The following is a 14,782-nucleotide window of genomic DNA, read 5'->3' as shown; positions in this document are numbered from 1 at the left end:
ACACTCAGGTGATCCATGTCTCAGACACTTCGTTTTAAACCGTGGGCCTTACCACTGAAACTGGTTCTTGCATTTGGTCTCGGCTTTGCTGCCATTGAGTGGTTACCCGATCTCGTCAAGAAACCCTCTGAATTTCAGCCTGACCTCGCCTGTACACTGAGCCAACAGGCTTGCCTGCAGCAGGACGCCATCGTCCGGTTAAGTCACGATGTCGTTCATCCGTTGCAACCGACGCAAATGACTGTCCAATGGCCAGCACTCCCTGAAGAGGCAGACATGCTGCTCCTGAGTCTGGAAGGCCATGAAATGATGATGGGGCAGTATCAACTGAAATTAATACGACAACCGGATCGCAGTTTTTCTGGTGAACTCATGCTGCCTTTCTGTACGGAAGATTCAATGACATGGCAAGGCAGTATTACACCCGTTTCCGGTTCCCATTCACCGCTTTACGTTTCCCTGAGGATGACACAGTGAAATTCCAATGGATAATTCTGGCCGTCGCGCTGATCGCCGGCTTAGCCACCCGTTACTTTGTAGATAGTCACGAAACCCGTGTTGCTGAAGCTGAACAAACCAGCGGACAGCTTGAAAGCGGCTCAGAAACCCTCAACCTCTTCAACACCAGCGATGAGCGCCTTCGTGTTGTCTACTTTGGTTTCACCCATTGTCCGGATGTCTGCCCCACCTCGCTGGCAATTTTAGGCGCCGCATTAAAAGCCGTCTCTCAAGATGAGCTCAGTAAAGTCTGGCCCGTATTTATTACACTGGACCCGGAAAGAGATACACCGGAAAAAAGCGCACAATACGCGCAATATTTTCATCCTGAGATTACCGGGATGACGGGAACCCAGGCGCAGACGCAATTACTGGCCAAGAAGTATGGCGTCCTTTATATGAAATCGACTCAGGAAGATTCGGCGCTTGAATATTCCATCGACCACAGCTCCTACTTCTACCTATTAAAACCAGACGGTACCTTGCTGGAAAAAGTCCCGCACACCTTGAACCCAAACATTCTGGTAGACGCCATCACCAAAAACGAGCGTCTCTTATTTGAGAATTGAACAATAAGATTTGACATATCATTCACATAGCGAGCATTGACTAAAATTCCTGAAAGTCGCATTCTCTCTGTTGCCCACGGGCTCTTTCTCGTCTTTGAGAGAATTTTTTTTTGGAAAAAAGCTTCTTGGATGAGCAATTTGAATAACATATGCCATACTAACTCTGCCGACTGAAAAATTTTACACTCGGTCTGTAGTGGCAAAACAAAGGAGAAGAAAGAAAAATGAACCGTTCATTATCTATCCTTACTGGTATCATTCTGAGCGCAACTTTGATTGGCTGTTCTAGCTCAGATGAAGTAGACCAAATGCAACAACTCACCAACAAAGTAGACATGCTTTCTGACCAAGTAGGTGCTCTGCAAAGTCAGCAAGATCAGATGGCAGGCGCCGTGAACGACGCTCGTGCATCTGCTGATGCTGCTTACCAGGAAGCAATGCGTGCTAACCAGCGTATTGACAACATGGCTAGCTCGTATCGTAAGTAATATCAAACCGACAAAAAGAGTGGTGCTTATGCACCACTCTTTTTTTTGTCTGTTGTTTCTGAATCGCTGGCCAACCCCCATCAAGCAAACAGGCCGCAAATGCGGCCTGTTTCATGTATCAAGCTGAAGAGATTGCTTGCTGATTAATCCAGTGCGATTGGGAGCCCTTCCTGCGACTCCAGCGCCTGAGACAACTTCGTCACGGCCTGATGGTTACTTTCTACAGCACTCACAAGTGAACGTGAAGCATTCACGACTTTTGCTGAACCCGCTTCCGCTTCAGATTTCGACAACGGTTGATGCACTTCCACATACAGGCTGCCATCGGGTTCACGCGTTTCTTTCACAGGCTGATTAATCACTCTGACTTTCGTCCCCTTTGGAATCTGCGGGAACAGCCACTCAATATCCCATGGATTCATGCGAATACAACCTGAGCTGACTCGCATGCCAATCCCGAAATCTTTGTTGGTGCCGTGAATCAGATATTCTCCACGGCTATGCGCCAGACGCATCGCATATTCACCCAGCGGGTTATCCGGGCCAGCCGGAACCACGGCAGGCAGTTCGATTCCCCGATCTTCCCGATATTCGCGGCGAATGTTCGCCGTGGGTGTCCAGGTCGGGTTTTCAATTTTCTGACTGATAGATGTGGTCATCACCGGTGTTTCCCGGCCAATTCGCCCGATACCAATCGGGAAAACATAAACAGAATCTTTGCCCGGTGGAAAGTAATACAGTCGCAACTCAGCCAGATTAATCACAATCCCCTCATGAGGGACATCCGGAAGAATCAATTGGGTCGGAATCGTCAGCATGGTGCCCGGTTCAGGCAGGAACGGATCCACCCCTTTGTTCGCTTCCATCACAGCCAGAAAACCCACATCAAAGTGGTTGGCAATGTCTGCGATGCTTTCTTTCTCGTTCTCCGGAACCTGATAATACTCCACCGCACCAACGAGCTTTCCGCCGTCAGCAGGAATACGGTACTCAATAGCGTTTGCGCTCATTGAGGCTAAGCCAATCAAAGTACAAAGTAATGTACGATACACGGAAGCGCCTCCAATACGATGTGTTGGTTCAACTGCCAGAACCATCTGAACAAAGTGGACTCTCACAAACGATGCATTTACAGACCACTTATGATTATGGCAAATTTTGATTTTGACTCAGGAAGTGACATCTACATTCTTAGTTATGACACAGAATGAGAGAATGATCACCTCTCAGAGCTCCCCTGAATTTAATCTCAGTTTACTTTTGTCCGGGGCAGTAAAGGTCAGATGTACGTCAAAAAAGTGGCGTTTGATAGGAATATTTTAAGAATTATCAGAAAAAAATGACAAAAAAAGCGAGCACTGCCCGCTTTTATTGACATTAGAATGGATGAATTAAGCGTATTGCGATGTCAGGAGCTTCCAGGAGCGGCGCTGTTGTTCAAGCTTCACTTTGACTTCCTGATAATGCTGAACAAACTCCAGGTTTTCGTACTGCTCACGCAACTCTTTCTTCCGGGCTTCTAGCATCTGCTTCTTCGTCGCATAGTATTCAGAAATCTTCTGAATCAGAACCTCATATTCAGCCTCAACACGATGCAGCATGGCCGACTGATCCGGGCCCTGATTCAATCGGTTTTGAATCCGTTTGAGCATCATGGTTGCCTTCGCCTTTTCAATTTTATCTTCCGGGCAGGTTCGCAGGTTGCTTGCCAGACCGAGCCAGGCGCAAGTGCGAATCAGCCATTTCGTTGGATCAAACTGCCACCAGCGAATCCCGTTCCGGTAATCATTCTCGAAGATATGATGATAATTATGATAGCCCTCACCAAAAGTCAGGAATGCCAGGAAGCCATTGTCACGGGCCGTATTCTTGTCCGTGTAAGGTTGATCCCCCCAGATATGGGCCAGCGAGTTAATAAAGAAGGTTGTATGATGACTCAGCACCAATCGAACCACGCCCACCAGCAACAGTGCGCCCCATACGTCGCCGTGCCATAAGCCAAATAACAGCGGGATGCCGAAGTTTGTGGCGATCGCCAGAGGCACGTAGTACTTGTGCTGCCACATCACGATTTTATCTTTCTGAAGATCACGACAATTGGAGTAATCCGTGTAGCGATGTGACTGATACTCACGCAGCATCCAGCCAATATGACTGTAGAAAAAACCACGTTTAGCCGAATAAGGGTCAACATCATTATTGTCCACATGACGATGGTGAATCCGGTGATCAGACGACCAGTGCAGAATACTGTTTTGCAATGCAAAAGCGCCACCAACTGCAAAAATAAAGCGGACCACGGCATTGGCTTCGTAGGCTTTATGAGACCAGAGCCTGTGGTAACCCGCGGTGATCGACATACCACAGTAGGTAAATGCAGCCAGCAGCATCAAGCCTTGCTGCCAGTCAAATCCGACAAGATAGGTATAGACAGGCGCACCGATGGCTGCAACCAGAAAAGTCAGGGTGAAAATCATTACATTGAGCCAGATAATCGGCGGTTTGGTTTCGGACATGTGAATCTCTGCATTCGGCGTACAAGTGTTCGCTAGAATACCAAGCATTCTTCTGAGGTCAATCGTAAAAGTGTGTGATTTGATGTGCTGCTTCACAGCTTCAGCGCCTTCTATGAACGAAATCACGCACCAGACAAAATATGGGGGGTTGAAACCAAACTCAGGAAGTTTGGCTACACTATTGAGTGTGAAAATGTATTCGATTGGAGCAAACACCATGAACCCGCGCTCAGACGCCTCTTTCAAACCCATCAATATGGACAGAGATCAGCGTGTGGTCATCAACACCCTTACCGAAAACTGGATCCCTTCTCCTGCCTCTGGCGTATGGCGAATCCCACTGGAACGTGAAGCCGAAGAGTCCGGCCAGGTCACCAGTATTGTCCGGTATGAACCAGAAACCTCTTTCTCGGTGCATTTTCACCCAAATGGCGAAGAGATTTTCGTGGTCAGTGGTGTTTTTGAAGATGAATTTGGCCGGTATCCTGCGGGTACCTATCTGCGAAACCCGGCTCAGACACAACATGCCCCGGCCAGTCAGAACGGCTGTGTGCTCTATGTCAAACTGAATATGTTCGCAGAAGGCGATCTGGAAACACTCCGAATTGATACCCACAATGCCCGATGGCAACCCAGCCATGACGAGGGCCAGTCAGTGCTGCCACTCCACGGCTTCGGAGCAGACAAAACGCTGCTGGTTCAATGGCAAGCAGGGGCAAGCTTGCCTGAACAGATCTATGAAGGCGGACTTGAAATGTATATTCTGGCCGGGAGTTTTCAGGATGAGTGGGGAACCTACAGGCAAGGATTCTGGCTCAGAACCCCACCGGGGAGCTACCACCACCCTTCCACGCAGGAAGGGTGTCTGATGTTGTTCAAAACAGGTCATTTCTGAGACTGTTCACGGAAGATAGACATCACTTGCGTGAATGCTCAAATCCCATGAAATTATTTGATGGAATTCGGGTCTTTTATGACACAGACCATTTTTCCGTTTTTCTTACAAGGGATTCCCATGCGTATTCAATCCAAGCCATCCTGGGTCATCAAGGAAAGTGAAGTCACCCCCGAATCTGTTTACCAGCAACGGCGGGATATTCTTAAAAAATTAGGGATCACGCTGGCCGCACTTCCCCTCGCTTCACAGGCACAGGCGGGGCTGTTTGATGTCTTAAAAAGTGATGAGAAAACACCCGATCGCCGTCGTGTTCTGAATGCCCGTGAATCGGCACAATTTCACCCGGATTTATCTTTAACCCCGGAAGATAAAGTTCTGAAATACAACAACTTTTATGAGTTTGGCACCGACAAATCTGATCCGGCCCGCAATGCAGCCAATTTTGTCACCGATCCGTGGAGCGTTGAGATTGGCGGTATGGTTTCCCGCCCCTTCAAGCTCAATTACGAAGACATTTTCAAACGCTACCCGATTGAAGAGCGAATCTACCGATTACGTTGTGTGGAAGCCTGGTCGATGAATATTCCTTGGATCGGATTCCCGCTCGCCGCTCTGCTTCGGCAGGCACAACCAAACAGCAACGCTCAGTATGTTGCTTTTCAGACACTGTATGATCCCGAACGTATGCCGGGACAGGCATCCCGTCGTATCGGGGGCGGCATCGATTATCCCTATGTCGAAGGGTTGCGTCTGGACGAAGCAATGAACCCGCTGACACTGATTGCAGTCGGCTTGTATGGGAAAACACTGGCGCCACAAAACGGTGCGCCATTGCGACTGGTTGTGCCATGGAAATATGGCTTCAAAAGCATCAAATCTATCGTCAAAATTACCCTGACAGACAAACAACCCCCAACAACCTGGAACCGGCTCGCGCCTCAGGAATACGGTTTTTATGCCAATGTCAATCCAAGTGTGGATCATCCGCGCTGGAGTCAGGCCAGTGAGCGTTTCATCGGTGAAGGCAATCTCTTCAGCAGCCGCCGTCAGCCAACTCAGCTGTTCAACGGGTACGCCAACGAAGTGGCCAGTCTTTACAAAGATATGGATTTAAGGAAGTTCTATTAATGATCTCCCCCGTTGAGCGACTGAGAAAAATTCGTCTGACTCCCAGTCATATCACGGCGCTCAAAACCGTGATTCATGCGGTGTCGCTGTTCTATGTTGCCTTGCTGGTGCTGCAGACGCTGCAAGGTCAGTTCGGTGCTGATCCCGTTCAGGGACTCAGCCATTTTACCGGAAAAGCAGCGCTGAACACGCTGTTCATCACGCTTATGGTCTCCCCCATTGCAAAATGGTGGAAACAAGGAAGCCTGGTCAAAGTCCGCCGTGTGCTCGGTCTTTACAGCTTTTTCTGGGCTGTGCTGCACTTACTGGTTTATATCCTGCTGGATCTGAATCTGGACTGGGCATTACTGGCCAGCGAAATTGCCGAGCGGCCTTATCTGACTGTGGGTGCGGTATGCTGGTTGATTTTGTGTGCACTGGCTGTGACTTCCACACAAAAGATACAGCGCAAGCTGGGTAAACGCTGGCAGCAGTTACACAACTGGGTTTATCTGGCCGTGTTGCTCGCCCCTGTGCATTATTTCTGGTCCGTCAAATCCGGCGTGACTGAACCGGCACTGTATCTGTTCGGCGCACTGATTTTACTAAGCTTCCGCAAGAAAACCCTGCTTCGCTGGGTGCCCAAATCCTTCCGTCAGATATCCAGCGAAAGTTAATTCCCTGTCACATCTGCCAATCAGCGGACGTCTTTGTTAGACTCCGCTGAACCCGTGTTCTCTGATGCCTAACTGAAGTTTCTCGCACGTAGCGATACAACGCGAGCGCATAAATTTGATACAGCTTCAGGTTATTCAGGCACATAACACTTTTCTGCCATCCTTTCTGGCAATATGATTAACCAACATATGAAAAGGCTTCAATTCAACTCAGTTTGAGGTTCAACGTCTTTGTTCAGCGATTTTATCAGCGCCAGTATTGAAGAATTTCAATCAGACTGCTTACAGCTTTGCTCACAACACTACCCAACGGTCCATAACCGGGGGATGCGTGATCGCCACTTAGGGCGGCTGATGTGCCGTCGGATTCTGGCGACCCTAGAAAAAGCCGGTGTGACGGCCAACCTTGAACAGCGCCAAACGGAAGATGTTGTGATGCCGCCTGTTTTCCGTATCCAGACCCCGGACGTCACGCTCTGGGTCATCGCGCACCGGTTACAGAGTGCGAACCGAGCGAGAAGAAATGCGTTGCTTCAGGCCGTCGATCTCACCCTGAAACAACTGAACCGGGATGAAAACAACCAGTTACTGCTGCTGACCGATCACTGGTTTGATCGCAGCAAGGCCAGTAAACAGCTGCCGTCCTGGTGGCTGGGGCAAATGCCAGACAACATTCAGGGCTACTTACAGGATGGGATCAAACTGCTTCCCTGCGAGCTATCCCTGTGCGATCAGCTCCAGCTTCAGTTTGGTCTGCTGGATGGAAAACCGAGTCTGCATCACCCCTTAAAGCGGCTGAACAGCCAGCAAACCTTACATCGCTATGCCGTAATGACGGCCTATTTTTCCGCCTTTTAATTGTTTCTTTTTAGCCCGGCGCAGCCCCGGCATGATCTATTTTCATGTGAGCGATACCACTCGATAGAAATTGATCTCAGTCAATGAATCTTTTGATTCATTCACCAGCCATTCATTATGCCAAACCCTAAATGTAACCATTTATTTCAACGCATCTTCATGCGCCTATTCGCTCGTGGCAAATAAATACCCTTCACCGTGAACAGTAATAAAAAGTTGCGGGTTCTTGGGGTCTTTTTCCATTTTTGAACGCATACGCCGAATTAATACATCAATAACCCGATCATTGGGTGCGTCGACCCGGTGACTGAGCATATTCAGCAGTCGCTCACGGGTCAGTACCGTATTCGGGTTTGATGTAAATGACACCATCAGTTCATACTCTGCTTTCGTCAGCTTGACCGGTTGATCACCACAGGTCAGCAAACGTCTGTGCGTATCCAGCGTCCATCCGTCAAACCGGAACACCCCTTTGTGATCCTTCGCGGTTTCGTCGGGCCTGACTGCCTTATTTATCAATGAGATACGCCATAACAGATTCTTCACCCGCACCTGAAGCTCTCTCAGTTGAAATGGCTTCGTTACATAGTCATCCGCCCCCATTTCCAGCCCGACAATCCGGTCAACGTTGTCGTTGCGGCCAGTCACCAGAATGATGCCGACGTTTGACTGGCCGCGCAGCCTCCGGGTCAGGATCAAACCATCATCACCCGGCAGGTTAATATCCAGCAGCACCAGATCAACACGCTCTTTTACGAGTATTTCCTGCATCTCGGTGCCACTTTCTGCCTCGCTGACACAATACCCTTCACTTTTAAAATATGCCGCCATCTGAGACCGGGTCACGATTTCATCTTCGACAATGAGAATATGCTGATTCATTACAACCTCACAAGATTACGAACAAATTCGTGTGATGCGTTATTCTTCCTGTTCATGATCTTTCACAAATCCACATTCCCTGTTCACCGCTACTAATAACCTTATTCATAAATACTCCGTAAGCTTACCCGGGAAAATCACCTGCATTATTGATTTAGATGCGGGATATATTCTTTTACGGGTAGTCACTATGAAACACATCTGGCATCAACTCACCAGACCGAGCACAAAATACTCACTTCTTGCTTTACTCCTGATTGGCATCGGTCTTTGTCTCGCTGGCACCTTTGTGGTTCACAAAGGATTCAAAATGACCTCATCACTTGAGTTCTGCACGTCGTGCCACACCATGCAGCAGAACTATGAGGAATACCGTCAATCGGTACACTTCAAAAATGCCTCAGGTGTACAGGCTGTGTGTACGGACTGCCATCAGCCCAAAGATTTCCCCGGGAAAGTGCTGCGAAAACTGGAAGCAGCGAAAGATCTCTATCACCACTTCATCACAGGAAAAATAGATACTCCGGAAAAGTTCGAAGATCACCGGTTAGAAATGGCGCAGAAAGTCTGGGATCGCATGGAGAGTCAGAACTCAAAGACCTGCAAGAGCTGCCATGCCTATGAGAATATGGATCACAGCAAACAATCCGCTAAAGCTGCATTTGAAATGCAGCAGGCTGCCGCAGAACAGATGAACTGTATTGCCTGCCATAAAGGCATTGCCCATGAACTGCCAAACATGGCAGGCGGATTCCAGAAAGACTTCCAACACCTGCAGCAAACGGCCCAATCTCAGGGCGCAGCAGCAGACACGCTGTACTCACTCAGCGAGAAATCTCTTTATGCGAGTGCCGATCCGCAAAGCAAAGCTGAAGGTCAGCTACTGCCAGCATCAGAAGTCACCGTGCTGGAACGCCGGAATGACATGCTCAGAATTCGCATTGATGGCTGGCTGGAAAAATCCGGGAAAGGGCGTGTTCTGACAGAATACATGGGGAAACGTGTTTTCAAAGCCACGATACGGGACAAAGTCAAAGCCACACAAACCCTGCTCGAAGAAAAGACCGACCCGACGACAGAGATCGTCTGGCAGCAGGTGACCGTTGAAGCCTGGATCACAGCTGACAACATGCTGGACAGTCTTCAGCCAGTCTGGAATTACGCCAATACCATGTATGACGCGACCTGTAATGCCTGCCATGCCGCGCCCGACCCGGCTCATTTCACGGCCAATGGCTGGATTTCCGGTCTGAACGCGATGAGTGCCTACTATCGCCTGAGTAAAACCGAAGAGCGGACGTTACTCAAATACCTGCAAAACCACGGAAAAGACACAGGTGGCGCGAACAGCCACTGACTCCAGAATTGACGGAGAGCCAGACTCTCCCTCACTTCAGCTACTGAATGAAGGAAGAATATCATGTCGACTGAGACAATGAATCAAGGCGTGAGCCGCCGCCGCTTTCTGGCAGGTATGATTGCAACCACAGCCGCGTCGGTGATTGGCGGCAGTTTGCTGGCCCCCCGAAACGCGCTGGCCGCCTCGGAAATGAAACCCATCATGGATCGTCACGTCCTTTCCGGTTCCCACTGGGGCGCATTTCGCGCCAAAGTCGTCAATGGCATCTGGGTTGAAACGGTGCCGTTCGAAAAAGACAAACATCCGACAGACATGATCCAGGCCGTACGCGAAGTGGTTTATAACCCGGCCCGGGTGAAATATCCCATGGTCCGTCTGGACTGGCTGAAACATGGCTTTCGCTCGGATACAAGCCAGCGCGGTGATAACCGTTTCGTCCGGGTGCCCTGGTCTCAGGCGCTGGACTTTTTCTACCATGAGCTTGAGCGGGTGCAGAACGAATATGGTCCGAGCGCCCTGTATGCTGGCCATACAGGCTGGCAGTCCGTCGGAAAATTGCATTCGGCAGGCACCATGATGATGCGAGCCATTGGTCTGCATGGCACCTACCTGTCGAAAGCCGGAGACTATTCTACCGGCGCGGCGCAGGTGGTGTTGCCCTACGTGGCTGGCGCGATGGAAGTCTATGAGCAGCAAACGTCCTGGCCACTGGTGCTTGAACATGCCAAAACCATTGTGATCTGGGGATCCGATCCGGTGAAAAACCTTCAGGTTGGCTGGCTTGTACCGGATCACAGCCCTTATGCTTATTATGAGCAGCTGGCAGAAAAAGTCAGACGCGGTGAAATCAAGGTGATTTACGTTGACCCCGTGGTTTCCGAAACACAAAAAATGGTCGGTGGCACCCAGATCAAATTGAACCCGCAAACCGATGTGCCTCTCATGCTGGCCATCGCCCACACGCTGTATACGGAGCAGCGATATGACAAAGACTTCATCGCCGATTACACCACCGGCTTTGATAAATTTCTGCCGTATTTACTGGGCGTAAACGACGGTATTGCGAAATCGCCTGAATGGGCGGCGCAACTTTGTGGCGTGCCCGCCGATGAGATCCGCAAACTTGCCCGTCAGATGGCTTCAGGCAGAACTCAGATCATCGGAGGCTGGTGTCTGCAACGCATGCAGCATGGCGAACAGTATGCGTGGATGCTGGTTGTCGTCGCTGCGATGCTCGGCCATATTGGCCTGCCCGGCGGTGGGTTCGGCTTCGGCTGGCATTACAACGATGCCGGGGCGATGACCTCCACTGGACCGCTCATGTCCGGGTTCAGCGGTGTCACGGGCGTCAACCCCATTCATAACGGTTCATATCGGGGATACTCTCCGTACATCCCGGTGGCCCGTTTTGTCGATTGCATCGAAAATCCGGGAAAGACCATCCAGTGGAATGGTCACGACATCACTTATCCGCTGATGAAAATGGCCATTTTCTGCGGTAATAATCCGTTCCATCATCACCAGGATCGCAACAAAATGATCAACGCCTGGCAAAAGCTGGAAACCGTGATTTGCGTGGATCATCAGTGGACCGCGACCTGCCGCTTTGCGGATATTGTGCTGCCTGCCACAACCACACATGAACGGGATGATATTGAACAATATGGCAACCACTCCAATGCCGGGATTCTTGCCCTGCCAAAGGTGGTTGAACCCATGTTTGAAGCGAAGGATGACTTCGACATTTTCCGTGAACTCTGTCGCCGTTTTGATCGGGAAGAAGCCTTCACTGAAGGCAAATCTCAAATGGACTGGATTGAACACATCTACAATGGCGCCCGATTGCAGGGCCGAGGTCTTGGTGTTCGTTTACCCAACTTTAAAAAGTTCTGGGACGAAACAGGCTTTGTCGAATTTTCGGGCGGCCAACCCTGGGTACGTCATGAATCTTTTCGGAAAGAACCTGACCTCGAACCTCTGGGCACCGCATCTGGCCTCATCGAGATTTACTGTAAAACGATTGCCGACATGGGTTATGACGACTGTCAGGGGCATCCCATGTGGTTTGAAAAAAATGAACGCAGCCATGGCGGACCCGGCTCACAAGCCTACCCGCTCAACCTGCAAAGCACGCATCCCAAGCACCGGCTGCACTCGCAGCTCTGCTCCTCGACAGAGCATCGTGCGACCTATGCGGTTGCAGACCGGGAACCTGTGTATCTCAACACACAGGATGCAAAAAGCCGCGGCATTCGCAACGGAGATGTTGTCCGGGTCTTTAATGATCGCGGGCAGGTTTTGGCAGGGGCCGTCGTCACCGACGATTTTATGCCGGGCGTGTGCCGGATCCATGAAGGCGCCTGGTACAGTCCGCTGGAAGGCGGAAAACCAGGCACTTTATGCACCTATGGCGATCCGAATGTGCTCACGCAGGACATCGGTTCATCCCGGCTGGCGCAGGCAACCTCGGCGGCATCAGCACTGGTGGACATTGAAAAATATACCGGCGCTGTCCCTGCCGTCACCGGTTTTCACGGACCATCGGAAGTCACAGATATCAACCCATTGTTTCCGGCAATGGACCTCTGATCCAACCTGACATCAAAGGAATGCACTTCGGTGCTTCCTTTGCCATGTTCAATCACTGTAAGGATGACCATGAAAGATTTCATCGCCTTTAACGAAGAACGTGCAGAATTTTACTGGTGGATGTCGACCCTGTTTGCGCAGGAATTAACATCCGAACATATCAGGCTGTATCAAGGCCCTGCAATGAACACCTTGTTTGAGGTGCTCACGCAAACCCCTGCATTGTCCCAGCCAGCCATGGCATTGCAAACAGCCGTGCAACACCTGAATCGCCGCCAGGATGCACAACTTGAACTGGCCGCTGATTTCTGTGGTTTATTTCTGTGTTCTCCGAAAACCGGCGCGCTGCCTTATGCCTCGGTCTATACACCGGGCTCAGGCCTGATGAACAGCCAGCCCGCCTGCGACATGGAAGCGTGGCTGGCTCACAGTGGTTTAGCGCAACGGAAGCATTTCAATGAGCCGGCCGATCATCTTGCCGTCATTCTGGATTATCTGGGGAACCTCATCCTGCTGACCAATCAGCACGGAAACGAAACTGATGCAGAACAAGGCATGCTCAGCCAACTCAATCTTCTGCAAACCATGCTGCTGAACTGGTTGCCAGACTTTGTCGCTGATATCCGCCAAAAGGATAAATTCGGTTTTTACGCGGCTGCTGCCGGATTACTGCTCGCCTTTTGTCAGGCTGACCAGCACTTCTTGCAAGGGACAGAGAGTGGCATGGACTCAACTGGCTCACATCATCATGCGGCTGATTCCGGCATCAGCTCATCTGAAAGCCATCCGATGTAAATATCAGTCATTTATCCATCACTGAGTGAGTCACGATAAGGAAATGTGGCTCTCTTAAGCACACTGGCATCATCTGGCACAAGGCTTCCCCAGCTTTAAAAAGTTCTTATGATCACTGGGGATTTGTTCATAGGGATGAAATCACGTCTTCAGGGATGGCTGATTTTTCGATGACCAATCTTTACCTAACATCAATTCATATCCAAATTTATTACGGATATTACTTCCAATCCGTCACCAATCATCTAATTCATGCGCCTCATAGGGAGAGGTCAATCTCACTTTTTTCGTGATAAATGATGGCGGTATATCAGGGTGAGATCACGAACGTTTTCTGACCAAATTATGTGAGTTTGACCGGCAGATCGAATTATGATCTTATACTCCCTTTTTCGGGAGTTCTAAAGTGAGTATCGAGGCATTTTCTCAGTATTTTGGTGATCTGAAAGACCCACGTCAGTCTGCGAAAATCAGTTATCCCTTCTTCGATGTCCTGTTTCTTACTGTTTGTGCGACGATTGCCGGAGCTGAAGGCTGGGAAGACATTGAAGATTTCGGTGAAGCGCATTTTCAGTGGTTTCAGCAAAAAGGTCTTTTTACATCCGGACTTCCTGTTCACGACACCATTGCTCGCGTTATCTCGCGCCTAGATCCAGGTCAGTTTCAGCAGTGTTTTATCAACTGGATGCAAGCCGTTACTGAGCGCTCAGACGGTGAGTTGATCGCTATCGATGGTAAGGTGTTGCGCGGCTCATATAACCGTGAAAGCAGACAATCCACTATTCATATGGTTAGTGCTTTCGCCACGGCCAACGGCGTAGTTATGGGCCAGCTCAAAACCAATGCGAAGTCGAACGAGATCACGGCAATACCGGAACTGCTTAACTTGCTGGACATCAAAGGCTGCCTGGTTTCGATTGATGCGATAGCCTGCCAGACCAACATTGCTTCAACCATCATTGATAACGGTGGTGATTATTTACTTGCCGTTAAAGGTAACCAGGAAACACTGGCTAAAGCTGTACGTCAGGCGCTGTCTGCGAAGACTGCGGGTCAGAGTCACCCTGAAGATGTCACAGTTGAACAAAGTCACGGACGAATCGAAGCCCGAGAATACCATGTACTACCTGCAGGTGAGTTGGCTCACCAGTTTTCTGATTGGAAAGGGCTAAAGAGCATCGGTGTCGCTGTTGGCTATCGCATTGATAAAGCGGGTAAAGAATCACTTGAATACCGCTACTACATCAGCTCTGCTAAGTTGGAGAAAGAGCGTTTTGCCGCCGCAGTGCGTGGTCACTGGGGAATTGAAAACAACCTGCACTGGGTACTTGATGCATCAATGAACGAAGATGCTTGCCAGATTTACCGTGGAGATGCCGCTGAGATCATGGCCTGTTTTCGGCACATTGCACTGAATATACTGCGAGCAGAAACCTCGAAAAAAGCTAGCATCCGACGCAAACAGAACATTGCAGCCATGAATACTACTTATCTGGATAAGGTATTACTGGCTGGTTTTAAGGCGGCGAGTAAAAAATGAGCATT

The 14,782-nt window shown here is 49.8% G+C and carries 14 protein-coding genes; 11 read left to right on the top strand and 3 right to left on the bottom strand.

Features of this window, described 5'->3' with window-relative positions; all coding sequences use genetic code 11:
* The first annotated feature begins 15 nt into the window (after nt 1-15).
* From Q4579_RS10700 to Q4579_RS10690, 3 genes are all read left to right on the top strand, one after another.
* A complete protein-coding gene (locus Q4579_RS10700; RefSeq protein ID WP_303563950.1) occupies nt 16-477 on the top strand; it encodes a hypothetical protein in 462 nt (153 codons plus the stop codon).
* A complete protein-coding gene (locus tag Q4579_RS10695) occupies nt 474-1,067 on the top strand; it encodes an SCO family protein (protein ID WP_303563947.1) in 594 nt (197 codons plus the stop codon). The genes Q4579_RS10700 and Q4579_RS10695 overlap by 4 nt, the downstream gene beginning before the upstream one ends.
* A 224-nt stretch (nt 1,068-1,291) precedes the next feature.
* Complete coding sequence (locus Q4579_RS10690) at nt 1,292-1,555, top strand: Lpp/OprI family alanine-zipper lipoprotein (protein WP_027251090.1); 264 nt, start codon at nt 1,292-1,294, stop codon at nt 1,553-1,555.
* A gap of 143 nt (nt 1,556-1,698) precedes the next feature.
* Here Q4579_RS10690 and Q4579_RS10685 read toward each other — a convergent pair whose 3' ends face one another.
* Nucleotides 1,699-2,565 (bottom strand): L,D-transpeptidase family protein, encoded by an 867-nt coding sequence (locus Q4579_RS10685; RefSeq protein WP_303564162.1) that lies wholly within the window; start codon nt 2,563-2,565, stop codon nt 1,699-1,701.
* Nucleotides 2,566-2,946: 381 nt separating this feature from the next.
* Nucleotides 2,947-4,071 (bottom strand): fatty acid desaturase, encoded by a 1,125-nt coding sequence (locus tag Q4579_RS10680; RefSeq protein ID WP_303563945.1) that lies wholly within the window; start codon nt 4,069-4,071, stop codon nt 2,947-2,949.
* A gap of 193 nt (nt 4,072-4,264) precedes the next feature.
* On the opposite strand from Q4579_RS10680, the gene Q4579_RS10675 reads away from it, so the two are divergent.
* From Q4579_RS10675 to Q4579_RS10660, 4 genes are all read left to right on the top strand, one after another.
* Nucleotides 4,265-4,966, top strand: coding sequence for a cupin domain-containing protein (locus Q4579_RS10675; RefSeq protein ID WP_303563942.1), 702 nt, complete (start codon nt 4,265-4,267; stop codon nt 4,964-4,966).
* Between the two features lie 120 nt (nt 4,967-5,086).
* On the top strand, nt 5,087-6,097 hold the full coding sequence (gene msrP / locus Q4579_RS10670) for a protein-methionine-sulfoxide reductase catalytic subunit MsrP (protein WP_303563940.1): 1,011 nt from the start codon (nt 5,087-5,089) through the stop codon (nt 6,095-6,097).
* Nucleotides 6,098-6,117: 20 nt separating this feature from the next.
* Entirely contained in the window at nt 6,118-6,753 is a 636-nt protein-coding gene (gene msrQ / locus Q4579_RS10665; RefSeq protein ID WP_303564159.1) for a protein-methionine-sulfoxide reductase heme-binding subunit MsrQ, read from the top strand.
* Nucleotides 6,754-6,984: 231 nt separating this feature from the next.
* Nucleotides 6,985-7,611 (top strand): hypothetical protein, encoded by a 627-nt coding sequence (locus Q4579_RS10660; protein ID WP_303563937.1) that lies wholly within the window; start codon nt 6,985-6,987, stop codon nt 7,609-7,611.
* 165 nt (nt 7,612-7,776) lie between these two features.
* Here Q4579_RS10660 and torR read toward each other — a convergent pair whose 3' ends face one another.
* Entirely contained in the window at nt 7,777-8,493 is a 717-nt protein-coding gene (gene torR, locus Q4579_RS10655) for a two-component system response regulator TorR (protein WP_303563931.1), read from the bottom strand.
* Between the two features lie 190 nt (nt 8,494-8,683).
* On the opposite strand from torR, the gene torC reads away from it, so the two are divergent.
* From torC to Q4579_RS10635, 4 genes are all read left to right on the top strand, one after another.
* Complete coding sequence (gene torC, locus Q4579_RS10650; protein WP_303563929.1) at nt 8,684-9,850, top strand: pentaheme c-type cytochrome TorC; 1,167 nt, start codon at nt 8,684-8,686, stop codon at nt 9,848-9,850.
* Between the two features lie 63 nt (nt 9,851-9,913).
* A complete protein-coding gene (gene torA, locus Q4579_RS10645; protein ID WP_303563927.1) occupies nt 9,914-12,442 on the top strand; it encodes a trimethylamine-N-oxide reductase TorA in 2,529 nt (842 codons plus the stop codon).
* Between the two features lie 69 nt (nt 12,443-12,511).
* Nucleotides 12,512-13,237: a molecular chaperone TorD gene (gene torD, locus Q4579_RS10640; protein ID WP_303563925.1), complete on the top strand. Its 726-nt coding sequence runs from the start codon at nt 12,512-12,514 to the stop codon at nt 13,235-13,237.
* A 406-nt stretch (nt 13,238-13,643) separates the two neighbouring features.
* Nucleotides 13,644-14,777, top strand: coding sequence for an ISAs1 family transposase (locus Q4579_RS10635; RefSeq protein ID WP_303563924.1), 1,134 nt, complete (start codon nt 13,644-13,646; stop codon nt 14,775-14,777).
* Nucleotides 14,778-14,782: the final 5 nt, after the last annotated feature.

Origin of the sequence: Photobacterium sp. 1_MG-2023 (assembly GCF_030547945.1) — a bacterium.
In the GTDB taxonomy this organism is placed as follows: Bacteria; Pseudomonadota; Gammaproteobacteria; order Enterobacterales; family Vibrionaceae; genus Photobacterium.
The sequence above is the reverse complement of the archived record's forward strand: the minus strand, read 5'-3'. Positions and strand labels throughout refer to the sequence as shown.